Annotated in this window: 22 protein-coding genes; 11 read left to right on the top strand and 11 right to left on the bottom strand. The window is 69.3% G+C overall.

From position 1 onward, the window contains the following. Nucleotides 1–200: 200 nt before the first annotated feature. Entirely contained in the window at nucleotides 201–2,810 is a 2,610-nt protein-coding gene (clpB, locus tag HJ588_RS05680; protein ID WP_171152895.1) for an ATP-dependent chaperone ClpB, read from the top strand. 70 nt (nucleotides 2,811–2,880) lie between these two features. Here the strand turns inward: clpB and HJ588_RS05685 are convergent, their stop codons facing one another. From HJ588_RS05685 to HJ588_RS05695, 3 genes are all read right to left on the bottom strand, one after another. Further along, entirely contained in the window at nucleotides 2,881–3,714 is an 834-nt protein-coding gene (locus tag HJ588_RS05685) for a hypothetical protein (RefSeq protein WP_171152898.1), read from the bottom strand. Between the two features lie 403 nt (nucleotides 3,715–4,117). Further along, on the bottom strand, nucleotides 4,118–5,341 hold the full coding sequence (locus HJ588_RS05690; protein ID WP_171152900.1) for an AGE family epimerase/isomerase: 1,224 nt from the start codon (nucleotides 5,339–5,341) through the stop codon (nucleotides 4,118–4,120). Further along, entirely contained in the window at nucleotides 5,338–6,189 is an 852-nt protein-coding gene (locus HJ588_RS05695) for an alpha/beta fold hydrolase (protein WP_171152902.1), read from the bottom strand. Before HJ588_RS05695 ends, HJ588_RS05690 begins: the two co-directional genes overlap by 4 nt. Before the next feature lie 88 nt (nucleotides 6,190–6,277). Here HJ588_RS05695 and HJ588_RS05700 point away from each other — a divergent pair, with 88 nt between their 5' ends. The 3 genes from HJ588_RS05700 (at nucleotide 6,278) to HJ588_RS05710 (ending at nucleotide 9,517) form a co-directional block, all read left to right on the top strand. Continuing rightward, the gene (locus HJ588_RS05700; protein ID WP_171152905.1) at nucleotides 6,278–6,970 is read left to right on the top strand and encodes a YdeI/OmpD-associated family protein; all 693 of its coding nucleotides are present in this window, start codon (nucleotides 6,278–6,280) and stop codon (nucleotides 6,968–6,970) included. 87 nt (nucleotides 6,971–7,057) lie between these two features. Further along, the gene (locus HJ588_RS05705; protein ID WP_171152907.1) at nucleotides 7,058–7,777 is read left to right on the top strand and encodes an LppX_LprAFG lipoprotein; all 720 of its coding nucleotides are present in this window, start codon (nucleotides 7,058–7,060) and stop codon (nucleotides 7,775–7,777) included. Nucleotides 7,778–7,792: 15 nt separating this feature from the next. After that, nucleotides 7,793–9,517 carry an MFS transporter gene (locus tag HJ588_RS05710; RefSeq protein WP_343036611.1) on the top strand — a complete coding sequence of 575 codons (1,725 nt, stop codon included), beginning with the start codon at nucleotides 7,793–7,795 and terminating at the stop codon, nucleotides 9,515–9,517. 4 nt (nucleotides 9,518–9,521) lie between these two features. On the opposite strand, the gene HJ588_RS05715 is transcribed toward HJ588_RS05710, so the two are convergent. The 3 genes from HJ588_RS05715 to HJ588_RS05725 form a co-directional block, all read right to left on the bottom strand. After that, nucleotides 9,522–11,009 carry a flavin-containing monooxygenase gene (locus tag HJ588_RS05715; RefSeq protein WP_171152913.1) on the bottom strand — a complete coding sequence of 496 codons (1,488 nt, stop codon included), beginning with the start codon at nucleotides 11,007–11,009 and terminating at the stop codon, nucleotides 9,522–9,524. A gap of 172 nt (nucleotides 11,010–11,181) precedes the next feature. Then, nucleotides 11,182–12,774: an ABC transporter permease gene (locus HJ588_RS05720; RefSeq protein WP_171152915.1), complete on the bottom strand. Its 1,593-nt coding sequence runs from the start codon at nucleotides 12,772–12,774 to the stop codon at nucleotides 11,182–11,184. Continuing rightward, entirely contained in the window at nucleotides 12,771–13,688 is a 918-nt protein-coding gene (locus HJ588_RS05725; protein ID WP_171152917.1) for an ABC transporter ATP-binding protein, read from the bottom strand. The genes HJ588_RS05720 and HJ588_RS05725 overlap by 4 nt, the downstream gene beginning before the upstream one ends. A gap of 75 nt (nucleotides 13,689–13,763) precedes the next feature. Here HJ588_RS05725 and HJ588_RS05730 point away from each other — a divergent pair, with 75 nt between their 5' ends. Beyond that, complete coding sequence (locus HJ588_RS05730; RefSeq protein WP_171152919.1) at nucleotides 13,764–14,246, top strand: GbsR/MarR family transcriptional regulator; 483 nt, start codon at nucleotides 13,764–13,766, stop codon at nucleotides 14,244–14,246. A gap of 64 nt (nucleotides 14,247–14,310) precedes the next feature. On the opposite strand, the gene HJ588_RS19275 is transcribed toward HJ588_RS05730, so the two are convergent. Beyond that, nucleotides 14,311–14,502, bottom strand: coding sequence for a hypothetical protein (locus HJ588_RS19275; protein WP_246242389.1), 192 nt, complete (start codon nucleotides 14,500–14,502; stop codon nucleotides 14,311–14,313). On the opposite strand from HJ588_RS19275, the gene HJ588_RS05735 reads away from it, so the two are divergent. Beyond that, the gene (locus tag HJ588_RS05735) at nucleotides 14,413–15,084 is read left to right on the top strand and encodes an SDR family NAD(P)-dependent oxidoreductase (protein ID WP_246242000.1); all 672 of its coding nucleotides are present in this window, start codon (nucleotides 14,413–14,415) and stop codon (nucleotides 15,082–15,084) included. The genes HJ588_RS19275 and HJ588_RS05735 overlap by 90 nt on opposite strands. Nucleotides 15,085–15,087: 3 nt before the next feature. Here the strand turns inward: HJ588_RS05735 and HJ588_RS05740 are convergent, their stop codons facing one another. Genes HJ588_RS05740 through HJ588_RS05755 form a run of 4 tightly spaced genes read right to left on the bottom strand, consistent with a single transcriptional unit; the run spans nucleotide 15,088 to nucleotide 17,639 of the window. Continuing rightward, nucleotides 15,088–15,492: a RidA family protein gene (locus tag HJ588_RS05740; protein WP_171152924.1), complete on the bottom strand. Its 405-nt coding sequence runs from the start codon at nucleotides 15,490–15,492 to the stop codon at nucleotides 15,088–15,090. Between the two features lie 9 nt (nucleotides 15,493–15,501). Beyond that, nucleotides 15,502–16,206 (bottom strand): dienelactone hydrolase family protein, encoded by a 705-nt coding sequence (locus tag HJ588_RS05745; protein ID WP_171152927.1) that lies wholly within the window; start codon nucleotides 16,204–16,206, stop codon nucleotides 15,502–15,504. A gap of 17 nt (nucleotides 16,207–16,223) precedes the next feature. Next, on the bottom strand, nucleotides 16,224–17,012 hold the full coding sequence (locus HJ588_RS05750; protein WP_171152930.1) for an exodeoxyribonuclease III: 789 nt from the start codon (nucleotides 17,010–17,012) through the stop codon (nucleotides 16,224–16,226). Between the two features lie 18 nt (nucleotides 17,013–17,030). Then, nucleotides 17,031–17,639: an NAD(P)-dependent oxidoreductase gene (locus HJ588_RS05755; RefSeq protein WP_171152932.1), complete on the bottom strand. Its 609-nt coding sequence runs from the start codon at nucleotides 17,637–17,639 to the stop codon at nucleotides 17,031–17,033. A 90-nt stretch (nucleotides 17,640–17,729) separates the two neighbouring features. On the opposite strand from HJ588_RS05755, the gene HJ588_RS05760 reads away from it, so the two are divergent. From HJ588_RS05760 to HJ588_RS05780, 5 genes are all read left to right on the top strand, one after another. Beyond that, the gene (locus HJ588_RS05760; RefSeq protein ID WP_171152934.1) at nucleotides 17,730–18,104 is read left to right on the top strand and encodes a winged helix-turn-helix transcriptional regulator; all 375 of its coding nucleotides are present in this window, start codon (nucleotides 17,730–17,732) and stop codon (nucleotides 18,102–18,104) included. Between the two features lie 49 nt (nucleotides 18,105–18,153). Continuing rightward, on the top strand, nucleotides 18,154–18,921 hold the full coding sequence (locus tag HJ588_RS05765) for an SDR family NAD(P)-dependent oxidoreductase (RefSeq protein WP_171152936.1): 768 nt from the start codon (nucleotides 18,154–18,156) through the stop codon (nucleotides 18,919–18,921). Between the two features lie 7 nt (nucleotides 18,922–18,928). After that, nucleotides 18,929–19,489 (top strand): orotate phosphoribosyltransferase, encoded by a 561-nt coding sequence (gene pyrE, locus HJ588_RS05770; RefSeq protein ID WP_171152938.1) that lies wholly within the window; start codon nucleotides 18,929–18,931, stop codon nucleotides 19,487–19,489. A 182-nt stretch (nucleotides 19,490–19,671) separates the two neighbouring features. Continuing rightward, nucleotides 19,672–21,102, top strand: coding sequence for an MFS transporter (locus HJ588_RS05775; protein WP_171152940.1), 1,431 nt, complete (start codon nucleotides 19,672–19,674; stop codon nucleotides 21,100–21,102). Then, nucleotides 21,102–23,189, top strand: coding sequence for a molybdopterin oxidoreductase family protein (locus HJ588_RS05780; protein WP_171152942.1), 2,088 nt, complete (start codon nucleotides 21,102–21,104; stop codon nucleotides 23,187–23,189). Before HJ588_RS05775 ends, HJ588_RS05780 begins: the two co-directional genes overlap by 1 nt. The last annotated feature ends 18 nt before the right edge of the window (nucleotides 23,190–23,207 follow it).

The raw sequence follows: 23,207 nt of genomic DNA on the forward strand, positions 1-23,207 counted from the left end.
GTCCGATAAAGTTGAGTGGAATAGACTCAACTTTACGGTCGTTGGCACTGGTGAGACGTGTTTTGCCAGTTCTCTTGCGGGCTGTCCGGGAAGGCGGAATGGTGGCGAGAGCCGGGAAGTCGCAAAGACCCCGCGGTCGGCATACGACAGTCAAGATTGCGTGAGCAGGACGTTCGAGGCGAGAAGGAGACCGATCAGACGTGGATCTGCAGCTGACCACCAAGGCCCAGGAGGCCCTTTCCGGCGCCGTGCAACAGGCGACCAAGAACGGCAACCCGCAAGTCGAGCCGGCGCACCTGTTGCTCGCGCTCGTCGACCAGACCGACACCACGACGGGCCCGCTGCTGGAGGCCGTGGGCACCACGCCGCAGGCGGTCCGCGCCACGGCGGAGAAGGCGATCCGTGCCCTGCCGAGCGTGCAGGGCCAGTCCGTCGCCCAGCCCAGCATGTCCCGTGCGCTCGCCAACGTGCTGGAGCAGGCACGCCAGGCGATGGCGTCGATGGGCGACACCTTCGTCTCGACCGACCACCTGCTGCTCGCGCTCGCGCGCACCGGAGAGTTCGGCCTCGACCCCGAGGCGATCGCGGCCGCGATCCCGCAGACGCGCGGCGGCGGCAAGGTCAACAGCGCCGAGCCCGAGGGCGCGTTCGACGCCCTGGAGAAGTACGGCACCGACCTCACCGCGGTCGCGCGTGAGGGCAAGCTCGACCCGGTCATCGGGCGTGACTCCGAGATCCGTCGCGTGGTGCAGGTGCTGTCCCGCCGCACCAAGAACAACCCGGTGCTGATCGGCGAGCCCGGCGTCGGCAAGACCGCCGTCGTCGAAGGCCTCGCGCAGCGCATCGTCGCCGGTGACGTCCCGGAATCCTTGCGGGACAAGCGATTGGTCTCCCTCGACCTCGGCGCCATGGTCGCCGGTGCGAAGTATCGCGGTGAGTTCGAGGAGCGGTTGAAGGCCGTGCTCGAGGAGATCAAGGCTTCCGAGGGTCAGATCATCACCTTCATCGACGAGCTGCACACGGTCGTCGGCGCCGGCGCGAGCGGCGACTCCGGCATGGACGCCGGCAACATGCTCAAGCCGATGCTGGCCCGCGGTGAGCTGCGGCTGGTCGGTGCCACCACGCTCGACGAATACCGTGAGTACATCGAGAAGGACCCGGCACTCGAGCGCCGCTTCCAGCAGGTGTATGTCGGGGAGCCCTCCGTCGAGGACACCATCGCGATCCTGCGCGGCCTCAAGGAGCGCTACGAGGCGCACCACAAGGTCGCCGTCTCGGACGCGGCTCTCGTTGCGGCTGCTGCGCTTTCGGACCGCTACATCACCTCGCGGCAGCTGCCGGACAAGGCGATCGACCTGATCGACGAGGCGGCGTCCCGGCTGCGCATGGAGATCGACTCCTCGCCCGTCGAGATCGATGAGCTGCGTCGCGGGGTCGACCGGCTGAAGATGGAAGAGCTGCATCTGCAGAACGAGACCGACGACGCCTCCAAGGATCGTCTCGCCAAGCTGCGCTCCGACCTGGCCAACAAGCAGGAGGAGCTGTCCGCGCTCACCGCCCGGTGGGAGCAGGAGAAGGCGGGCCTCAACAAGGTCGGTGACATCAAGAGCAAGATCGACGAACTCCGCACCCAGGCGGACAAATTGGAGCGCGACGGCGACCTGGGTGGCGCCTCGAAGATCCGCTTCGGGGACCTGCCCGCGCTGGAGAAGCAACTCGACGAGGCGCAGGCCGCCGAGTCGACGTCGTCGACCGCGGGCGGCGACGCCCCGATGGTCAAGGAGGAGGTCGGCCCGGACGACATCGCCGACGTGATCTCGTCGTGGACCGGCATCCCGGCCGGCCGCCTGCTCGAGGGCGAGACCGAGAAGCTGCTGCGCATGGAGGACTGGATCGGTGACCACGTCATCGGTCAGAAGCAGGCCGTGCAGTCCGTCGCGGACGCGGTGCGCCGCACCCGCGCCGGTGTCGCCGACCCCGACCGTCCGGCGGGCTCGTTCCTCTTCCTCGGTCCGACCGGTGTCGGCAAGACGGAGTTGGCCAAGGCTGTGGCCGACTTCCTCTTCGACGACCCGCGAGCCGTCGTACGCATCGACATGTCCGAGTATTCCGAGCGGCACGCGGTCGCCCGCCTGATCGGTTCGCCTCCCGGTTACGTCGGCTACGAAGAGGGCGGCCAGCTGACCGAGGCCGTCCGTCGCCGGCCCTACTGCGTGGTGCTGCTCGACGAGGTGGAGAAGGCGCACCCGGAGACGTTCGACATCCTGCTGCAGGTGCTTGACGACGGCCGGCTCACCGACGGCCAGGGCCGCACGGTCGACTTCCGCAACGTCATCCTCATCATGACCTCCAACCTGGGCTCGCAGTTCCTGGTCGACCCGACCATGGACGTCAAGGAGAAGCAGGAGGCGGTGATGGGCGTGGTGCGCAAGTCGTTCAAGCCGGAGTTCCTCAACCGGCTCGACGAGGTCATCATCTTCGACCCGCTGAGCAAGGACGAGCTCACCCGCATCGTCGACCTGCAGGTCGACGCGATCGCGATGCGCCTCGCCGACCGCCGCATCACGCTCAACGTGACCGCGCCGGCCAAGCAGTGGCTGGCCGACGAGGGGTACGACCCGGCATACGGCGCCCGACCGCTGCGCCGGCTGGTGCAGAAGGAGATCGGCGACCGGCTGGCCCGCGCGCTGCTCGCCGGTGAGGTGCGGGACGGCCAGATCGTCACCGTCGAGAAGAACCCCGACGGGGAGGGCCTCAAGCTCGAGTCCCCGGCGGAGGCCGCGGCCACCGCCGGCGCGGCCACCACCTGACCCTTCCCCGACAGGCCCACTTCCGCATCGAGGGGTACAGCAAAATCACCTATTTTGCTGTACCCCTCGTTCATGTCCTGTGCCGCTCGATCACCGTGACGTGCTTCGATTTTCGCGGGAGCGGCCCGTCGGGGATGGGCCATCCGTCGGATGCGCCGGGCCGTATGCCGGCAGCCGACATCAGGTCGTGGAAGCGCTGGACCGGAAGTGCGTCGTCCCAACCCCACCGGATCACCGCCTGCACCTTCGGGTGCCGACGCAGCCTGTCCTCGCGAGACTTCTCGGCGCGAAGTACCCGCGCAGCGGCCTCGCCGGTGTGACCTTCGGGCACGGCGTACTTGCCAGCGCCGTCCGCTTCCCCCACGATGCCGAGCTCGTCCCAATAGAAGTCGGTGCGTCCGATCAATCCCAGCGCATCGGTGAACTCCACCTGCAACTGCGGCATCGGCAGGTCGAGCTGGAACATCCGGATTCTGCTGAGGGACTCGAGCGGCGACTCACTGGCGCCGTCGGCGAGGAAGGTGGCGAGCTCCGCCATACGACAACCGCGCGAGCCGGCCGGGAGCGCTTTCGCGAACGCCATCAGCTGGGAACGCTGGGTGAGTTGCAGGTGCAGTGCGGCATCGCACATCGCCACGGCGGACTCGAGGCCGGCATACCGTGCGTGGTCGATGATCGTTTGCTCGACCGTGGTGACCTGGAGGCCTCCCAGGTCGGTTGTCACCGGCGGTTGCGTGTTGCGTCGACGGCGGGCTTGCGGTGACCGGCCACGCAACCCCGGCGGCGTCGCGTACTCCACCAGTTCGGTGCGCTCGCCGATCCTGGGCAGGCCCCAAATCGCGGCCGCTGTGCCCTGGGAGAAGATGAGCCTGCGGTCGGTCGACCGATCAATCGCGAGGGCCATCAGGATGATTCGTTCGTCCTGAGTCAGGGTGGCAGGGTCGCACTTGGCGAAGGCGGCTCTGCGAAGTCGGGTCCAGTGGACCGCGACTCCGCTCGAGCCCGGCATGCCGCCACTCTTCGCGTCGGAGACGAGTGTCAGCCGCGCGGACGGGACGGGCACCAGCAGCTGTCGCAGACGAAGCAGTGCATGCTCGCGTTCCGAGCGATAAGCAGTGAGCGGCGTCGGGCCTACCGGGTCATCGGTGAAAGACTCTATATGCGTCATACGTGAGGAGCCTGGCACCGAGCGGCGCCTCGCCCGCGAAGTTATCCACAGGCGGATCGATAGGCACACAAACGCATCGAGCGGACGGGCAAATCGGTGAGTTTTCGTGGGCCGGTCGGTGCGTTTGTGGGCCTGTCGGTCAGCGGCGGGCGAGGGCGGTGGCGAAGGAGGGTGCGAGGGGGAGGTGGTCGCCGACGAGGAGGCAGGCCTGGAAGGCGTGGTAGACGTCGGGCTTGCCCACCCACGTGTCGCTGGCGGGGGCATTGCGGGCGTCGAGTTCGTGGTGCCACGAACCGTTTTCGCGGTCGATCAGGTAGCGGTCTGCGTAGTCCCACCACGTCTCGACCGCGTCGTCCCAGCGCTGCTCGCCGGTCGCGATGCCCAGTGCGTATGCCGCGCCGATCGCCTCACAGACCACCCAGTGCATGCGGGCGTGGACGACCGGCTCGCCGGACCAGTCGGTCGTGTAGACGAAGCCGTCCGCGCCGTCCACCGCCCAGCCGTCGGTGACCGCGCGATCCGCCAATTGCGTTGCGGCACCCACCAGCCCGCCGTCGTATGACGCATCGGTCGCGCGCCGTGCGGCCCGCACCGACAGGGCCAGCCGCGACCACTCCAGCGCGTGCCCGACGGTCGCGCCGAAGGGCCGGAACGGGTCGGCCGGGCTGTCCCGGTTGTAGTCGGGCAACGGGATGGCGTCGAGGTCGAAGTGCTCGGGGATCCGCCAGTCGCGCTCGCGGGCCCACGACAGCACCTGCTGAGTCGTGGCTTCGGCGCGATCAAGGTAGGACTGCTCGCCGGTGACGTCGTGCACGGCGAGGAAAGCCTCGACCGTGTGCATGGCTGCGTTCACGCCGAGGTATGGCTCCGCTTCCACCCAGTCGGCCGAAAACCTCTCGTGCACAAGGTTTTTGTCGCCGATCCAGAAGCGCTGGTCGTGCACTTGGCGGGCCAGGTCGAGCAGCTCGTCCGCCCGTGGGCGGCGAGCGGCGACCGCGCTGCTCGCCGCCAGCAGCACGAACGCGTGCGCGTAGGCGAGCTTGTCGGAGTCGGAAGCGGCGCCGCTCGAATCGTCGATGGCGGCATACCAGCCGCCGTGCTCGGTGTCCTGGAAGTGGTCGAGCAGCGACGCGACCCCGTGGTCGGCCATCTCGGCGAATTCGCTTCTGCCGGAGAGTAGTCCGAGGGCCGCGACGTGGGTCATGCGGCAGTTGATCCACAACTCCAGCGGCCGGGAGATGAGCGCGCCGGAGTCGTCCAGCCAGCCGAAGCCGCGGTCGGTCCACGACCGTCGACCGAAGTCCAGAAGTCGATCGGCCTCCGCGCGCATCGCCCGGATCGTCTGCGGCGCAACGTGATTCATCGTGCGAGGGTGGTGATGGCCGTCGCCACGTCGTCGGATGCCTCCCAGGTGAGCATGTGTCCCAGGCCGTCGAACTTGGTCAGCTCCGCGTCGGGCAGCTCCTGGGCGAGCCGGTCGCCGAGCTTGTGCGGGGTCAGCAGATCGCGGGTGCCGACGAGGATGCGGACCGGCACCGAACGCAGCGCCGGCAGGGACGCGATCTCGTCGTGCTTCATGAGTGCACCGTAGAACCCACCGAGCACACTCGCCCGGGTGCCGCGCACGATCCTCGTCGCGTCGCGCACGTCCTCGGGTCGGGCGCCTTTGCCGAACGCCGTTCTGCGCTGGCCCTTTTCGGTCATCGCGCGCCCGAGCCGGAACGGCACGTGCCGCAGCGCGGCCATCAGGCCGGCCTCGCCCGCCCGGCCGGTGCCGCGCAGGCCGCCCGCTGCCGTGGACACCAGGGCGACGCCGCGCACCCGCTCGGCGAACTCGTCGGGGGCGACCCCGGCATACGCCATGATCGTCATGCCACCCATGGAGTGCCCGCCCAGCACGACCTTCTCGCCGTCGGGCACGGTCGCGCCGATCACCGCGGACAGGTCGCGGCCCAGCCGCTTGATCGACTCGTCGCCGACCTTGTGGCCACCGCCGGCGAGGGTCGAGCGGCCGTGACCACGCTGGTCCCACAGCACGACGCGCAGTGACGGATCGAGGCGATCGACCACCGGCAGCCACGAGCGGTGATCCAGGATCCAGCCGTGGCCGAGCACCACCGTCCCGCTCGGGTCGGCGGACGGCTCGCGCACGTAGACGGCGAGCCGCGCCCCGTCGTCGGTGGTCACGTTCTTCACCTGTAGTGCGGTCATCCCGCCATTCTGACCGAGATGGCCCACGCAGGGAGCGACTCCGGGGATACCGATCCGCGCGGGTTCACATTGCGAGATGATCGACCGCATGGTGAGCTCCTCTCCGCCCGGTCGGGCCGGTGGCACCCCCGACCGGCCCGCGATCTTCTTCGCCGACGCCGCGGAGTGGCGCGCCTGGCTGGAGCGCCACCACGCCACCGAGGACGAGATCTGGATGGGCCTGCGCAAGAAGCACGTCTCCGATCGCGGCCTGGAATGGGCCGACGCCGTCCGTGAGGCGCTCTGCTTCGGCTGGATCGACTCCAAGTCCGAGCGCATCGACGACGACAGCCGCCGCCAGCGCTGGACTCCGCGCCGGCGCGGCAGCACCTGGAGCGCGGTCAACATCGCCGCCGTCGAGGAGCTCCGCTCGCAGGGCCGTATGACGCAGGCCGGCCTCGACGCCTACGCGCGGCGCCGGCCGGAGCGCTCGGGCGTCTACTCCTACGAACAGCCGGCCGACGAGCTGCCTGCGGCATACGAGAAGCAGTTGGGCGGTGACCGGCGGGCGGCCGCGTTCTGGGCCGCGGCGACTCCCGGTTATCGCAAGCTCGCCATCCACTGGGTGCTGGGCGCGAAGCAGCAGGCGACCCGCGACCGGCGGATGGCGACGCTGGTCGACGACTGCGCGCACGGCCGGCTGATCCCCTCCCAGCGCTACGGCACCGAGCCGCGCTGGGTCGCCGCCGCCGCAGCCGCCGCCGCGGCGGCCGCAGCCAGCGACCCGCCCGGTCTCGCCTGATGAGTCAGGGGGAACCGGGGATGAATCTTCCGCGTCTATCGCACCGGCCCCACCACCCGACTCCAGATGGAAGATAGGTTGCCCTGCATGCGACGCACTCTCACCGCCACCGGCACCATCGCGGTCGCCGCATCCCTCGCGCTCACCGGGTGCAGCGGCGGTGGCAAGAAGAAGTCCGACGCCGCAGCATCGGCAGCCGCCAACCCGGCAGCGATGCTGGCGACGGCGAAGAAGACCCTCGACGAGACCGCCGGTGTGCACTTCAAGCTGACGTCCCAGAAGGTCCCCGACAAGGCGACCGGACTGCTCAGCGGTGAGGGCGACGGATCGCATGCACCGGCGTTCAAGGGCAGCATCAAGGTGCAGGTGCCGGTCGCGGGCGCGGTCGACGTGCCGGTCGTCGCGGTCAACGGCAAGGTCTGGGCCAAGACCCCACTCACCCCCAAGATGGCGCAGGTCGACCCGAAGCAGTTCGGGGCGCCCGACCCAGCGAAGATCTTCGCCACCGAGGGTGGCTTCTCCTCTCTGTTGACCGCGACGCAGAAGCCGAAGTTCGGTGACAAGACGCGCAGCGGCAAGGACGTGGTGCAGACCGTGACGGGCACGCTGCCCGGGACGATTGTGAAGAAGAACCTCACGATCGGTGTGGAGGCCGAGACCTACGACACCACCTACCTGATCACCGACAGCGGCGAGTTGCGCTCGGCGACGCTCACCGGGCAGTTCTACAGCCAGTCGACCGACACGTCTTACACGGTCGAACTCACCAAGTACGGCGAGCAGGTCACCGTCAGCCCGCCGTCCTGATCGGTGACCTCGGGGATGACGATGCAGCCACCTACTTCCGCACGCCCGCGCGCGTTGCTGGCGACCGCGTCGGTCGCCGTCGCGCTGGCCGCCGCCGACACGTATGTCGTGGTGCTCGCGCTCCAGGACATGATGAACGGCGTCGGCCTCGGCGTCGATGCCCTGCAGAAGGCGACGCCGATCATCTCCGGCTTCCTGCTCGGCTACATCGCCGTGCTCCCGCTGATCGGCAGACTTGCGGATCTCGTTGCGCGACAACGGATCCTGGTCGGCTGCCTGTTGCTCTTCGTCGTCGGTTCGGCGATCACCGCGATCTCGGTGGATCTGTCGGTCATGGTCGCCGGCCGCTTCCTGCAGGGCGTCGGCGGCGGTGGTCTGGTGCCCGCGACGCTCGCGCTGGTCGCCGACCTCTGGCCGCCGGGCAAGCGGGGCACGCCACTCGGCGTGGTCGGCGCCGTGCAGGAGATCGGCAGCGTGATCGGGCCGCTGCTCGGCGCGCCGATCCTCGCGGTCAGCGATTGGCGAATGATCTTCTGGCTCAACGCAGTTGCCGGTCTGGTGCTTGCCGCGGCAGTCCTGCTCGTGGGTGGGCGGGGGCAGTCCGACGCCGCCGACCGGTCGCGCGTGCCCTGGTGGTGGTCTGTGCTCACGGCGGTCGCCGCCCTCGCTGCCTTCGTGCTGCTGGGCCTCGCGCTGTGGGCGCCCGGCGCGCTGACCACCTCGATCCGGTGGGGCGGTCCCTTCGTGCCGTATGGCGACAGCACCGCCCGGCTGGCGACCCAGATCGGGGTGTGGGGTCTCATCGCGCTGGCCGTGCTGATCGCGCTCTCGGTGCGCTACTGGTGGCGGACCGTGCGTCGGATCGATGTGGTGGGAGCGCTGTTGATCGCGCTCGCTCTCGGTGCGCTCGTGCTGACCTTCGCCGCCTCCAATCCGGAGAAGCAGGTCGTCGGGCCGATGGGTTACTGGCTGCTGCCGGTGGCCGCGGTCGCCGCCGCGCTCTACGCCTGGCGGCAGCGCACCGCGCCCTCCCCCCTCATCGCGCGCGGCGTGGTCGTCGGCCGGGTGCGCCCGGCGCTGGTCGTGTCACTGTGCGTCGGGACGGCGATCGTCGCGATCGTGGTCGACATCCCCGTGCTCGCCCGGCTGACCGTCACCTCGTCGCAGACCGAGGCGGCGCTGATCCTGCTGCGGTTCCTGGTGGCGGTGCCGGTCGGTGCCCTGCTGGGCGGCTGGTTGCTGCGACGACTCGGCCCGGCATACGTTGCTGCGCCGGGACTGCTGCTGAGTGCACTCGCGCTCTTCCAGATGTCGACCTGGGGCACGAACACCCTTGACGCCTGGCCACTTCCGACCGTGATGCTCGCGCTGGCCGGTCTCGGTGTCGGCGTCGCGATCGCGCCCGTCAACGATGCCGCTCTGTATGACGCGCCGCGCTCCGCACACGGCGTCGTCTCGTCGCTGGTGGTCGTCGCCCGGATGATCGGCATGGTCGTCGGCCTCGCGCTGCTGACCGCGATCGGGCTGCACCGCTTCTATGCGCGGGTGCAGTCGCTGAGCAACCCCAGCGAGGAGACGGTGACGGCTGCGGGCATCGTGCAGGTGCAGACGGTCTTCCTCGGTGCGGCGATCGTCGCGCTCGTCGCGGCCGCGGTGGCGTTGCTGCTCGGCCGTCAGGTCAGCGAGGTCACCGACGAGCCCGCAGCGCGAGGCATCGGCGACGTCGCACTCGACGACTGACCGGTCACCGGTCGACTGCGCCGGTGAATTCGTAGTCGATGAGTTCGGGCTTGGCGAGCTTGCGTTCGTATTCCACGACCGAGCCGGGCCACAGGGTGCGGTTGCGGCCCTCCTCGTCGAGATACCAGCTGCTGCAACCACCGGCCTGCCAGACGGTGTGCTCGCTGCGCTGGTCGAGCTGCTCCATGTGGGCCGGCACGACCTGCGGGCGCACCGCGACGGCGGTCGCGCCGCGATGGTCGCGAGCGTCGAGCAGCTTTGCCACCAAACCGATCTGGGCCTCGATCATCAACACCACGGAGGTATGCCCGAGACCGGTGTTGGGGCCGAGCAGGAGGAAGAGGTTGGGGTAGTGGGGCACGGTGACGCCGTAGAAGGTGTCGATGCCGGCGTCCCAGTCGGCCTCCAGGGTGTGGCCTTCCAGGCCGGTCACGTTGAGGTGGCGGTAGGAGCCGCTGACGTCGAATCCCGTTGCCAGCACGAGCACGTCGAGGTCGTGGTGGGTGCCGTCGGCCGTGGTCACGCCGGTCGTGTCGGCGCTCGTGATCGACGAGGTCTCGACCGTGACGTCGTCCCGGGCCAGCGCCGGGAAGTAGGTGTTGGACATCGTGATGCGCTTGCAGCCCATCGTGTAGTCCGGTGTCAGCTTGGCGCGCAGCTCCGGATCCTTCACCGCCGAACGCATATGCGCCAGAGCGGCTTTGGATGCCGCCTTGAGGAGCATCGGCTGTTTGGTGAAGGCGAGCACGCGCAGCTCGTTGGCCGCCTTGATCTTGGCCCGGTGCGCCTTCATCAGCCACGGGCGCTTCTCGTAGGCGTCGACCAGCCACTCCGGGTAGGCCGGGTCGACCTTGGGCAGCACCCAGATCGGTGTGCGCTGGAAGACGGTGAGATGTTTGGCGTCCTCGGCCAGGTGCGGAATCGCTTGCACCGCACTGCAACCCGTGCCGATGATGCCGACGCGCTTGCCGATCATGGTCGCGCCGGGATCCCAGGAGGCGGTGTGCATCACCTCGCCCTGGAAGGTCCGAAGGCCGGGGATGTCGGGCAGCACCGGGTCGTGCAGCGCGCCCACGCCGAGCACGACCGCGCCGGCCACGATCTGGTAGCTGTCGCCGTCCGCGGTGCCGACCGTGACGTGCCAGGCGCCGAGACCCTCGTCATACGTCATGCGCTGGACGGTGCTGCGCAGCCGGATGTTGTCGCGGACGCCGTACTTCTCGACGCAGTAGAGCAGGTAGTCCTGGATCTCGTCGGACGTCGCGTAGGCCCGGGACCAGTAGGGGTTGGGCTCGAACGAGAACGAGTAGAGGTGGCTCGGCACGTCGCACGCGCACCCCGGATAGCGGTTGTCGCGCCAGGTGCCGCCGATCTCGTCGGCCTTCTCGAGGATGACGTAGTCCCGTCCGTCCCGCTGGGCGGCGATTGCCATGCCGATGCCGGAGAACCCGGATCCGACGATGACCAGGTCGTGGTCGACGCGCGCACTCATGACGTCAACGTTACTTCGCGGCGGCGGAGTCTCCGGGGAGGGCGCGGCTCGGGCGCCCCGTCGTGACCCTGACGGCGAGATTCACGTCTGACGGTCGAATGTGACCGTCAGATGTGAATCCGACCGTCAGGGTGGGTATGCCGCTGACCCGGGCGGCGCTCGCGGCGTGCCTCTAGCCCTCCGGGACCACATCACGGCGGGAGAAGAGCACGACGGCCGCCGCCGTGAGGAGGGCCGCGATGACGACGAGCAGCCCGAGCGGCACCAGATCACCGGCGGATGCCCCACCCACCGGCGGCAGGTGCCGGAACGGAGAGATGTCGAGCACCGCTTCCGGCAGCGAGACGACCGCGCCGAACCACTGCAGCGCGATCAGCAGGCCGAGGACGACGAGCCCGAGCCGGCCCCACCTGCCGCCGAGGCCCACGCCGAGCGCCGCGATGCCGGTCATCGTCCAGACCGCGGGCAGTGCGCCGAGCGACGTCGCGAGGATCGAGCCGACATCGCTGCTGTCGCCGCCGGCGAGCAGGTAGGCGCCCGCCAGGCCGGCGCCGAAGACCACCATCAGAGCGACCGCGCCCAGCAGCGCCCACGCGAGGTGACCGAGCAGGAGCCGGGTCCGCGGCACGGCCGCCGCCAGCACCTGTTCGGCCCGTCCCGATGCCTCCTCCCGGCTGAGCACGTCGAGAGCGAGCACACCGTGTGCGCTGAGCACGACGGCCGCGATCGGGATGATCGCCGCGAAGTAGACGTCGATCAGGCTCGATCCGCCGCCCATCCGGCGCAGGATGTCGACCGCCGAGCCGGAGTCCTTCAGCAGGGCGAGCAGGCCGGACGTGATCGCGCCGAGGGCGAGGCCCGCGACGAGAGCGCCGATCAGCCACGAAATCAGCGAACCTCGCTGCAATCTGGCGATCAACCCGGTCAGGCCGGAAAGGTCTCCGGTCGCCGGCCCGAGCCGCGGCTGCACCACACCGGCGCCGAGATCACGGTGCGACTCGAGCAGGAGCGCGACAGTGAAGAGGATCGCGGTCGTCGGCACGAAAAGCAGCAGCACGAGGGGGCGTTCGTCGGCATACGGCCTGGCCTGTTGCGCCCAGCCGATGGGGGAGAGCCACGGCAGGAAGCCGACTCGATCGTTGCTGTCACCGATCGCCCGCAGCAGGTATGCCGCGCCGAGCGTCGCTCCGACCACTCCACGCGCGGGTCCGACCCGCTCGAAGATCTGCGCTGCCACGGCGCCGACACCGGCGAAGAACAGCAAGCAGCCCGCCGCGCCGAGTCCGGTGATCAGCGATCCGCTGAGCGAAAGCCCCTGAGCCGCAAGCAGTCCCGCGGTGAACAAGGCGACCGCGAGTGCCCATCCGAGGCAGCTGAACGCGGTCGTCGTCAGTGCGGTATGACGGCCCAGCATCCCGGCGCGCAGCAACTCGGCCCGACCGGCCTCCTCCTCGGCGCGGGTGTGTCGCAGCATGGTGAAGCCGCCGACGAATCCGGCGAGGAGACAGGTGAATCCGAGCACTCGCCACGCCTGGAATCCGCCGGCGTTCGACAGGTCGAACGCCGGTCCGTAGAGCGCACGCAACGAGGGGTTGGCGTTGACCGTCCCGGTGGCGGCAGCCTGTTCGGCCGTCGTCGGATAGACGGTTTCGTAGGTGCCCACGGTCGCCGCGGGCATGGCGATCATGATCACCGCCCAGAGCGGCCACCAGATGCGGTCCCGGCGCAGCTCCAGGCGCAGGTAGGGCACGAATCCCGTTGTCATCGCGCCGAGTCCGACTCGTAGTAGGTCAGGAAGAGGTCTTCGAGACTCGGTGGCGTGCAGGTGAGAGTGTCCAGGCCGAGCGCCGACAGCTGGTGCACGAGCTGCCCGACGGCGGACGGGTCGGCCTGTGCCGTGATGGCGGTGCCGGTGCCGGCGCCTGCCGGCGCGATGTGGAGCTCGTGCACGCCGTCGAGGGCGCCCAGTGCGTGCGCGTCGGGTGGGTTGCGCACGACTGCGGTCACCGTCGACCGGCCGAGGTGGCGCAACTCGCCGAGCGTGCCGGTGTCGATGGTGCGCCCCGCGCGGATGATCGTCACCCGGTCACAGAGACGTTCGACCTCGGAGAGGATGTGACTGGAGAGCAGCACCGTGCGGCCGTGCGCCTTCTCCTCGGCGAGGGTGTCGCCGAAAGCCTTCTCCATCAACGGATCCAGACCGCTGGTCGGCTCGTCGAGGATGAGCAGTTCGGCGTCCGAGGAGAACGCGGCGACCAGGGCGACCTTCTGGCGGTTGCCCTTGCTGTAGGTCCGGCTCTTCTTGCGCGGGTCGAGTTCGAACCGCTCGATGAGCTCGGCCCTCCGGTCACGATCCAGGGTGCCGTGCATCCTGCCGAGCACGTCGATCACCTCGCCGCCGCTCAGCGTCGGCCACAGGCTCACGTCGCCGGGGACGTAGGCGAGCCGGCGGTGCAGGGTCGCCGCATCGCGCCACGGGTCACCGCCGAGCAGGGTCGCCGTGCCGTCGTCGGCCCGGCTCACCCCGAGCAGCGTGCGGATCGTCGTCGACTTCCCGGCGCCATTGGGGCCGAGGAACCCGTGCACCTCGCCGGTGCGCACCCGCAGGTCGAGACCGTCCAGGGCGGTGGTGCGGCCGAACCTCTTGACGAGACCCTGCACGTCGATTGCTGTCGTCATACTCCGACCGTAGCTATATTTCAGTAATTTGTGAAATATAGAAAATAACCGAAGGATCGCCTATCCTCCGCAGGTATGCCGCCCCGTAGCCGACGAACGCCAGCACCCGCCGCCGCGCGTCGTGCCTTCGTCGAGACGCTCGGCGACGAACTCACCCGCGCCGGCATGAACCGTATGGCGGCACGCGTCTTCGCCGCGCTCGTCTCGACCGACGAGGGCCGGTTGACCGCGGCCGACCTGCAGGAGTCGCTGCACGCGAGCGCCGGTGCGATCTCGGGGGCGGTGCGCTACCTCGAGCAGGTGCACATGGTGGAGCGCTCGCGCCCCTTGGGCAGCCGGCGTGACGAGTTCAGCGTCGCGGACGACATTTGGTACGAGGGGCTGCTGCACCGCGGCTCGGTGGTCGACCGGTGGCACGAGGTGATGGCCGACGGGGCGGTGCAACTCGGTGCGGACACCCCCGCCGGTGAACGTCTCGCCCAGATGGCGGACTTCTTCGCGTTCCTCCAGGTGGAGCTGCCCGCGCTGCTGGAGAAGTGGCGCTCGCAGCGCGACTGAGAGGTCTCGAGCGTCACGTCGCATTCGTGCCAGCGCTCCGCGTTCGGATCGGGTTCCATCGTCGCTAGTTGATGGTGCCGGAGCGTCCGGCCGCGGAGAGGCTGTTGTGCGAGTTGCGTTGGTAACCGGGGGAAACCGAGGTATTGGCCTCGAGGTGGCGCGGGGGCTGGCTGCCGCCGGTCATCATGTTGTGATCGGAGCGCGCAATGGTGCGACGGCTCAGTGCATCGCGGACGACCTTGTGAAACAGGGGCATTCCGCAACCGCAGTCCAGCTAGATGTGACGGACGAGAGCCAGGTTGTTGCCGCAGCCGAGCGGATCAGGCAGGCACACGGTCGGCTCGACGTGCTCGTGAACAATGCGGGGATTTTGCCCGAAGCCCGTGGTGACGCCGCGGAAATCGTCGACGCGCGGCTCTTCCGAGAGACGTTCGAGACGAACGTGTTCGGTGCCGTCGCGGTCACCGAGTCGTGTATGCCGCTGCTACGTGCGAGCGAGGGGGCGCGCATCGTCAACGTCAGCACGACGATGGGATCCCTGACGGATCAGACCGACCCGAGCTCGCCCTATTACGCATTGACGATGCCTGCATATCAGGCCTCGAAGGCCGCGCTGAACAACGTGACGATCGCGTTGGCGAAGCAACTTGCGCAGACGCCGATCAGGGTCACCTCGGTGTGTCCGGGTTTCGTGCAGACCGATCTGACGCCGATGAACCGCAGTCAGGCGCCGCTCACAGCCGCGGAGGCGGCCGAGGTCGTCATACGGGCGGCGACACTGCCGGCGAATGCGAAAAGTGGCACGTTCATCGATGCCGACGGTGTCGTCCCCTGGTGAAGCTCACGAAGGGAGTGCGGCGACTGCCTCGAGCTCCACCAGCTGGTCCGGATAGCCCAGCACGGTGACGCCGGTGAGCGTGCTCGGCACGTCGTGGTCACCGAATGCCTCCGCCACCACGTTCCACGCGCTGACCAGATCATCACGAGAAGTCGTCGCGACCAGGACCCTGGTGTAGATGACGTCCTGCAGTGTGACGTCGGCGTCCCGCATCGCGGTGCGCAAGTTGGCGAGGCACTGCCGCGCCTGACCTGCCACGTCACCGATCGCGACTGTTGCGCCGTCCGCATCGAGAGGACATGCACCGGCGAAATAGACCGGACGAGAAGGAGTTTCGGTCGTTGCGGCATACGCGTAGGGGACGGTGCCGGTCAGCGACGACGAACGGATCAGGTGCACCGGGCTCATGGCCCCAACTTAGGGATGCAGCAACTTCCGAGCGAGCCAATTGATCCACTCGGCGACCTCGGACTCCGCGACCGGCGTCGCGTGCGGTCCAGGCGTTTGGATCGCGCGTTTGCCGGAGCCGCCGAAGCACTCGAACAGCGCCACCTGGCCCTCCAGCGGGAAGATCTCGTCGTCCTGCTGCACGTGCAACAGCACCGGTGCGGTGATGCGGGTGGCGGCCTCCGCGTGCCGCCGCGGGGTGTCGAGAGCGGCCAAGGACGGCGGAGCTGCACGGAGGCCGAACTTGCCGAAAACCGCGCAACGCAAGCGATGTTCGAGGGCAGCCGCAAGGGGTATGCCGAAGCGCGCACCCATCGACAGGCCCACGACGCCGACCCGGTCCGGGTCGATCCTGCCGCGTGCGGCCAGCAGGTCGAGCCCGGTCAGCCAATCGCTGGTCATCCGGTCGAGCACGACGTCCATGCCGGTGCGCGCCAGCTGAGCCTGGTAGTCGCCGGACCCGGGCACGGCCGCGCGCTCGCCGTGCAACGGTCCGTCGATCGCGTATGACGCAACGCCCTGTCGCGCAAGGCGATCGGCGAGGTCCAGGTTGCGAGCCGACAGCTTGTGACCGCTGCCGCCGTGACCGAGCAACACGACCGGTGGGGGAGGAGCCGACGGGTCGGTCGAGGGTGTCCAGAACACCCCTGGCGCGGGCCCGTCGACCGCGTCCACCGGCTCAGTCCACCTGCTCAGTCCAGGGTGACGAGCACCGGTGCGTGGTCGGAGGCGCCCTTGCCCTTGCGCTCCTCGCGATCGATCTCCGCGTGTGTCACGCGCTCGGCCAGCGCGGGGGAGCCGAGCGCGAAGTCGATGCGCATGCCCTGTCGCTTCGGGAAGCGCAACTGCGTGTAGTCCCAGTAGGTGTAGACGCCGGGGCCGGGCGCGTAGGGCCGGACCAGGTCGGCGAAGCCGGCGTCGACGACCGCGCGGAAGGCCGCTCGCTCCGGCGCGGTGACGTGGGTCTTGCCCTCGAAGAACTCCACGCTCCAGACGTCGTCGTCGGTCGGCGCGATGTTCCAGTCGCCCGCGAGCATGATCTGCGCGTCGCCGTCGTCGGCCAGCCAGCCCTGCGCGGCGTCCCGCAGCTTGGCCAGCCAGTCGAGTTTGTAGGCGTAGTGCGGGTGTCCGACCTCGCGACCGTTGGGCACGTAGAGCGACCACACCCGCACGCCGTCGACCGTCGCACCGATCGCGCGCGCCTCGGAGACGGCCGGGTCGCCATACGCCGGCATCCCGGGGAAGCCGACCTCGACGTCGTCCAGCCCGGCGCGGGAGATGATCGCGACGCCGTTCCACTGGTTGAGGCCGTGCATCGCGACGTCATATCCGGCGGCGCTGAGCGGCAGCACCGGGAACTGGTCGTCGCGGCACTTGGTCTCCTGCAGCAGCAGCACGTCCAGGTCGTGCCGCTGCAGCACCTCGACGACGCGGTCGATGCGGGAGCGGATGGAGTTGACGTTCCAGGTCGCGATGCGCACGGCCCCAACCTACGTGGATCAGTTGGCGACGGTGAAGCGCGTCCGTCGGTGCTTCGGCTGCTCCAGCTCGTCGGCGATCGCGACCGCGAAGTCCTCTGCGGACACCCGGTCGCCGGCCGGGCTGTCGTCGCCCGTGCGGTAGGCGCCGGTGCGCTCGCCGGGAGCGATCTCCGGCGCCGGCGACAGGTAGGTCCAGTCGAGCGACTCCGGGGCGCGGCGCAGTCCGTCCAGCGCCTTGCCCTGGGTGACGGCCTCGGGCTTGTAGACCTCCGGGAAGCCGGGCTGGTCCACCAGCCGGGTGCCGTCCACGGTCAGCGAGCCCGCGCCGCCGACCACGAAAAGCCTTGTGCCGCCGATGTTCTGCTCGGCGCTGTGCAGCGCGTCGAGCCACTCCTGGTGGTCGCCGCCGGTGCGGCTCGGCCCGGTCGCCGACACGACCGCGTCGTTGCGCTCGGCCAACTGGCGGACGAAGTCGGCGTCCCCGAGATCGCCCGCGACGCTCTCGGCCGCCCCCGGCACCTGCGACCCGTGACGGGTGACGGCGGTGACCTGGTGCCCGCGTCCGGCGAGTTCGCCGGTGAGCCGGGACCCGATCATGCCGCTGGCTCCGATGACTGCGACCTTCATGGCTGCTCCTTACACATGGTGGGTATGACGACAACGGCCACGGTAACCATTGGTATCCTGGTACCTCAAGGTAACTAAGGGAGGGAATCCATGACCGATCCCGCATGGGTGGGCGACGGTTTCGATCCGGAGTGCCCCACCCGGGTGCTGCTCGACCGGGTCGGCGACAAATGGACCGTGCTGGTCGTCAGCGCCCTCGCCGACGGACCGATGCGCTTCACCCAGCTGCGCGATCGCATCGGCGGCGTGTCCGGCAAGGTGCTGACGGCGACGCTGCGGGCGCTCGCGCGCGACGGCCTCGTCATACGGACCGCCTATCCGAGCGTCCCGCCGCACGTCGAATACGAACTCACCGAGCTCGGCCGCTCCCTGTGCGAGCCGATCGACGTGCTGCGCGACTGGGCGGAGCAGCACATCGCGGCGGTCGTCGCGCACCGCGAGGGATTCGACGGCGTTTCCGCATAGACTCCCGGGCGTATCGACGCTGACCCGACAGATGGGCGGAGAAATCCCTATGGCGACCGCACTCGTCACCGGCGCGAGCGCCGGCATCGGCAAGACCTTCGCCACCGAACTCGCGTCCCGGGGACACGATCTGGTGGTTGTCGCACGCAACACGCAACGCCTCGAGGAGCTGAAGGCAGAGCTCGAGCGGCGGCACAACGTCGCGGTCGAGGTCCTGCCGGCCGATCTCAGCGAGCGACTCGACGTGCAACTGGTGGCCGACCGGCTTGCCGACCCGGCCCGACCGATCGACCTGCTGGTCAACAACGCCGGCTACGGATTGAAGAAATCGTTCCTGCAGAACGACATTCGCGACGAGGAGGAGCTGCTCGCCGTGCTCGTCCGGTCCGTCGTCGTGCTCTCCCACGCGGCCGCCACCGCCATGCGCGAGCGTGGTCACGGCGCGATCATCAACGTCTCGTCGGTGGCCGGTTTCCTCGCCTCCGGCACCTACTCGGCGGCCAAGTCCTACGTCACGGTCTTCTCCGAGTCCCTCGCCGGCGAACTCAAGGGCAGCGGGGTCACCGTCACCGCGCTCTGCCCGGGCTTCACCCGCACCGAGTTTCACGACCGGGCCGGCATCAAGGGCCAGGGCGCACCTGATTTCATGTGGTTGCAGGCGGATTCGCTGGTCAAGGAATGCCTCGACGACGTCGACAAGGGCAAGGTCGTGTCGATCCCCGGCGCTCAGTACAAGCTCATCGCCGGGGCCCTGCGCGTGCTGCCGCGCCCGATCGTGCGCACCGGCAAGCTCGTCCGCCGGCACCGTCCGAAATGATGCACCCATGACCGACAACGCGATTGAGACCATCCGCGACACCCTGCTCGAGCTGATCAAGCAGCAGGCGATCGTCCACCAGCGGGTCACGCTGTCATCCGGCAAGGAGGCCGACTACTACGTCGACCTGCGCCGCATCACGCTCTCCGGCGTCGCCGCGCCGCTCGTCGGTCAGGTCATGCTCGACCTCACCAAGGACCTGTCGTATGACGCAGCCGGCGGTCTGACCATGGGCGCCGACCCGGTGGCCACCTCGATGCTGCACGCCGCCGCGGCCGACGGTCGCGCACTCGATGCGTTCGTCGTGCGCAAGGCAGGCAAGGCGCACGGGCTGCAGCAGCGCATCGAGGGGCCGTCGATCAAGGGCCGGCGCGTCGTCGTCGTCGAAGACACTTCCACGACAGGCGGATCCGCGCTCGAAGCGGTGCAGGCCGTGCGCGAGGCGGGCGGTGAGGTGGTCGCCGTCGCGGTCATCGCCGACCGCGACACCGGGGCGCGCGAGCGCATCGAGGCCGAGGGCGTGACCTATCTCACGGCATACGGCCTGGCGGATCTCGGACTGGCCTGACCCGCGGCGTTTGCGCAGGTCAACGCCCCTGCTGCCCGACGTCTCACACGCCGCGCGGCACGGCCGTGAGGCAGCGGTGACGTCCAGGTAACACCAGCGCGACACCCGCCGAAACACGTCGTTCCTACCTTCGTCCGGCAAGAGCCCGTCACCCGACGGGCGCCTGCCTGACGGAGGACCACATGGCTGCGACGGCGCAAACGCGCACGCTGGCACCGCCCACTGACGACGGTCTGGTGCACGGCCCGGGCCGATGGATCAGCGGCTGGGACCCGGAGAACCGCGGCCAGTGGGAGACGGCCGGTCGCCGCACGGCCCGCCGCAACCTGACCGCCTCGGTCTACGCCGAGTTCCTCGGTTTCGGCGTCTTCGCGCTGTGGAGCATCGTCGTGCCGCAGTTGCCCAAGTACGGCTACACCGGCGCGGCGGCGCTCACCGACAGCCAGCAGTTCTGGCTGCTGTCGATCCCCACGCTCGTCGGGGCGACCCTGCGCATCCCCTACTCGCTCGCCGTTCCCCGCTTCGGCGGCCGCAACTGGACGGTCATCTCCGCGCTGCTCCTGCTGCTGCCGACGATCGGTCTGGCGCTCGCAATCGGGTCGCACGCCGGCTTCCCGGTGCTGCTCGCGATGGCCGCGCTCGCCGGCTTCGGTGGTGGCAACTTCGCCTCGTCGATGACCAACATCTCCTTCTTCTACCGCGATGCGGAGAAGGGAAAAGCGTTGGGCATCAACGCAGCCGGCGGCAACATCGGCACGGCCGCGGTGCAGTTCGCGGTGCCGGTCGTGATCACCCTGGGTGCGGCCTACTCGACACGCAGCCCGAACCTCCCGGTCGCCGGCTGGCTCTTCGTGCCGCTCGTGCTGATCGCGGCGCTCTGGGCCTGGCGCCGGATGGACAACCTCAGTGAGGCGCGCTCCGAGCCGGGCACGTATGCCGCGGCGGTCCGGGCCCGGCATACCTGGGTGCTGTCCTTCATCTACTTCGGCACGTTCGGCTCGTTCATCGGCTTCGCCGGCGCGTTCCCGAAGATCATGAACGACGCCTTCCCGGGCAACGGCAGCTATGTGATCCTCGGTGCCGGAGTGACTCTCGCCTTCCTCGGCGCCTTCGTCGGGTCGCTGTCGCGCCCGCTGGGCGGTGTCGCCGCCGATCGGCTGAGCGGCTGGCTGGTCACGGTCGTGTCGTTCGTGGCGATGGCCATCGGTGCCGTCGGTGTGATCGAGGCGCTGCAGGCGAAGAACTTCGGCTGGTTCATGGCGACCTTCCTGTGGATGTTCGTCTTCACCGGCATCGGCAACGGCTCGATCTACCGCATGATCCCGGCCGTATTCGCCGCAACGGCAACCGATTCGAGCGTCGCCGCACGCCATACGGCGCGAAAGGTGGCGGCCGGTGCGATCGGCATCGTCGGCGCGATCGGCGCCTTCGGCGGGTTCGTGATCCCGCAGGCGTTCTCGGTCGCGAAGTCACACAGCATCGACGCGGCGCACCCCACCGGCACGATCATCCCGGCGTTGTGGCTGCTCATCGTGCTGTATGCCGTGATGGCGCTCGTCACCTGGGCGGTCTACGGCAGCAAGCGCTCGTCCGTGGGCGGTGCGCGCATTTGATGACGCAAACCCATTGTCCCTATTGCGCGTTGCAGTGCGCCATGACCCTGACACCGCTGGCGGCCGGCGGGGTCGAGGTCGCGCCACGCGACTTCCCAACCAACCGTGGGGGCCTGTGCCAGAAGGGCTGGACATCGGCCGCGCTGTTGACCAGTGCCGACCGCATCACGACTCCCTTGGTGCGGGACGAGCAGGGCGAGCTGGCCCCGGCGACGTGGGAGGAGGCCTACGCGCGCATCGTTGAAGGTGTGCGCGCCGCGCAGGAGGCGGGCGGACCCGACGCGGTCGCCGTCTTCGGCGGCGGCGGTCTGACCAACGAAAAGGCCTACAGCATCGGCAAATTCGCCCGCGTAGCCCTTGGCACTTCCCGGATCGACTACAACGGCCGCTTCTGCATGTCGTCGGCCGCAGCGGCAGGAGGTCGCGCCTTCGGGCTGGATCGCGGATTGCCGTTTCCCCTCGAGGACCTCGCTGGCGCGGACAGCGTGATGCTGGTCGGCAGCAATCTCGCCGAGACGATGCCGCCGTCGGTGCAGCACCTGGCCGCCGTGCGCGAGCGGGGAGGATTGATCGTCATCGATCCTCGGCGGACGGCGACTGCCGCGCTCACCGAGGACGGCTGCGGCATGCACCTCCAACCGCTGCCGGGCACGGACATCGTCGTGCTGCTCGGTCTGCTGCACCTGATCGTCGCGGGCGGCGCCACCGACGACGCCTATCTCGCCGAGCGGGTCGACGGGTGGGACGACGTGAAGGCCAGCAGCGCCCTGTGGTGGCCGGAGCGGGTCGAGCGCGTCGCCGGCATACCCGTGGACGAATTGCGCGCTGCTGCAGAGCTTTTCGCGGCTGCCGCACCTGCGGGTGGTGGCGCCGGCGCCTTCCTGCTCACCGGCCGCGGTGCGGAGCAGCACGCCCACGGCACCGACACGGTCACGGCCGCGATCAACCTCGCCCTCGCCCTCGGCCTGGTCGGACGCACCGGCTCCGGCTACGGCTGCGTCACCGGTCAGGGAAACGGGCAGGGCGGACGTGAGCACGGCCAGAAGGCCGACCAGCTGCCCGGCTATCGCAGGATCGACGACCCGGCGGCGCGGGCGCACGTCGGGGCGGTGTGGGGGATCGACCCGGACTCCCTTCCGGGAGTGGGGCTTCCGGCCGTCGAGCTGCTTGATGCACTCGGGCGCCCGGGTGGTCCGCGTGTGCTCTTCGTGCACGGTGCCAACCCCGCAGTGAGCGGACCGGACGCCGGCCGGGTGCGGGAGCGACTCTCCGCGCTCGACCTGCTGGTGGTGGCCGACTTCGTGCCGTCCGAGACAGCGCGACTGGCGGACGTGGTGTTACCGGTCCCGCAGTGGGCCGAGGAGGAGGGCACGATGACTTCCCTGGAAGGGCGAGTGCTGCGGCGCCGCCGAGCCGTGCCGTCGCCGGACGATGTGCGGGACGAGTTGCAGATCTGGCACGACCTGGCCGAGATGCTCGGATCCCCAGTCGCATTCGAGACCGACCCCGAGCTGGTGATGCAAGAGCTCGCGCGAGCCAGTGCCGGTGGCGTGGCGGACTATGGCGGGGTCAGCCACGATCGCCTGGATGGCGAGGAGTCGATCTTCTGGCCGTGCCCCGACGGGCAGCACCCCGGCACGCCGCGTCTCTTCCTCGACCGCTTCGCGACCCCGAGCGGACGCGCCCGCATGGTCCCCGTGACGCCGCGACCGGTCGACGACGACCTGCGCCCCGACGCGCCGATCCACCTCGTCACCGGACGTCTCCTGCAGCACTACCAGTCGGGTGCACAGACCCGGCTGGTGCCGGAGCTGATGCGCGGCGAGCCCAGGGCATTCGTCCAACTCCATCCGGTGCTGGCCTCGCGCCTGGGCGTCGAGGAGGGCGCCGACGTGCGACTCACCTCGACACGCGGCACGATCACCGCCGCGGCCCGTCTGTCCGCCGACATCCGGCCGGACACGATCTTCATGCCGTTCCATTTCGCCGGCGAGCAGAGCGTCAATCTGCTGACCAACCCCGCCACCGACCCGATCTCCGGCATGCCGGAGTTCAAGGTCTGTGCTGTCGCGGTCACGACGGCATGAGCACCCCACGAAGTTCCT

It is taken from the genome of Flexivirga aerilata (assembly GCF_013002715.1).
In the GTDB taxonomy this organism is placed as follows: Bacteria; Actinomycetota; Actinomycetes; order Actinomycetales; family Dermatophilaceae; genus Flexivirga; species Flexivirga aerilata.

Coding starts and splice junctions, on each gene's coding strand:
- HJ588_RS05695 (WP_171152902.1), bottom strand. CDS start 6,189: ATGACCGCACTACAGGTGAAGAACGTGACCACCGACGACGGGGCGCGG.
- HJ588_RS05700 (WP_171152905.1), top strand. CDS start 6,278: ATGGTGAGCTCCTCTCCGCCCGGTCGGGCCGGTGGCACCCCCGACCGG.
- HJ588_RS05740 (WP_171152924.1), bottom strand. CDS start 15,492: ATGAGCCCGGTGCACCTGATCCGTTCGTCGTCGCTGACCGGCACCGTC.
- pyrE (WP_171152938.1), top strand. CDS start 18,929: ATGACCGACAACGCGATTGAGACCATCCGCGACACCCTGCTCGAGCTG.
- HJ588_RS05720 (WP_171152915.1), bottom strand. CDS start 12,774: ATGACAACGGGATTCGTGCCCTACCTGCGCCTGGAGCTGCGCCGGGAC.
- HJ588_RS05690 (WP_171152900.1), bottom strand. CDS start 5,341: ATGAATCACGTTGCGCCGCAGACGATCCGGGCGATGCGCGCGGAGGCC.
- HJ588_RS05715 (WP_171152913.1), bottom strand. CDS start 11,009: ATGAGTGCGCGCGTCGACCACGACCTGGTCATCGTCGGATCCGGGTTC.
- HJ588_RS05725 (WP_171152917.1), bottom strand. CDS start 13,688: ATGACGACAGCAATCGACGTGCAGGGTCTCGTCAAGAGGTTCGGCCGC.
- HJ588_RS05730 (WP_171152919.1), top strand. CDS start 13,764: ATGCCGCCCCGTAGCCGACGAACGCCAGCACCCGCCGCCGCGCGTCGT.
- HJ588_RS19275 (WP_246242389.1), bottom strand. CDS start 14,502: ATGCCCCTGTTTCACAAGGTCGTCCGCGATGCACTGAGCCGTCGCACC.
- HJ588_RS05755 (WP_171152932.1), bottom strand. CDS start 17,639: ATGAAGGTCGCAGTCATCGGAGCCAGCGGCATGATCGGGTCCCGGCTC.
- HJ588_RS05760 (WP_171152934.1), top strand. CDS start 17,730: ATGACCGATCCCGCATGGGTGGGCGACGGTTTCGATCCGGAGTGCCCC.
- HJ588_RS05685 (WP_171152898.1), bottom strand. CDS start 3,714: ATGGCCCTCGCGATTGATCGGTCGACCGACCGCAGGCTCATCTTCTCC.
- HJ588_RS05775 (WP_171152940.1), top strand. CDS start 19,672: ATGGCTGCGACGGCGCAAACGCGCACGCTGGCACCGCCCACTGACGAC.
- HJ588_RS05765 (WP_171152936.1), top strand. CDS start 18,154: ATGGCGACCGCACTCGTCACCGGCGCGAGCGCCGGCATCGGCAAGACC.
- HJ588_RS05705 (WP_171152907.1), top strand. CDS start 7,058: ATGCGACGCACTCTCACCGCCACCGGCACCATCGCGGTCGCCGCATCC.
- HJ588_RS05780 (WP_171152942.1), top strand. CDS start 21,102: ATGACGCAAACCCATTGTCCCTATTGCGCGTTGCAGTGCGCCATGACC.
- HJ588_RS05710 (WP_343036611.1), top strand. CDS start 7,793: ATGACGATGCAGCCACCTACTTCCGCACGCCCGCGCGCGTTGCTGGCG.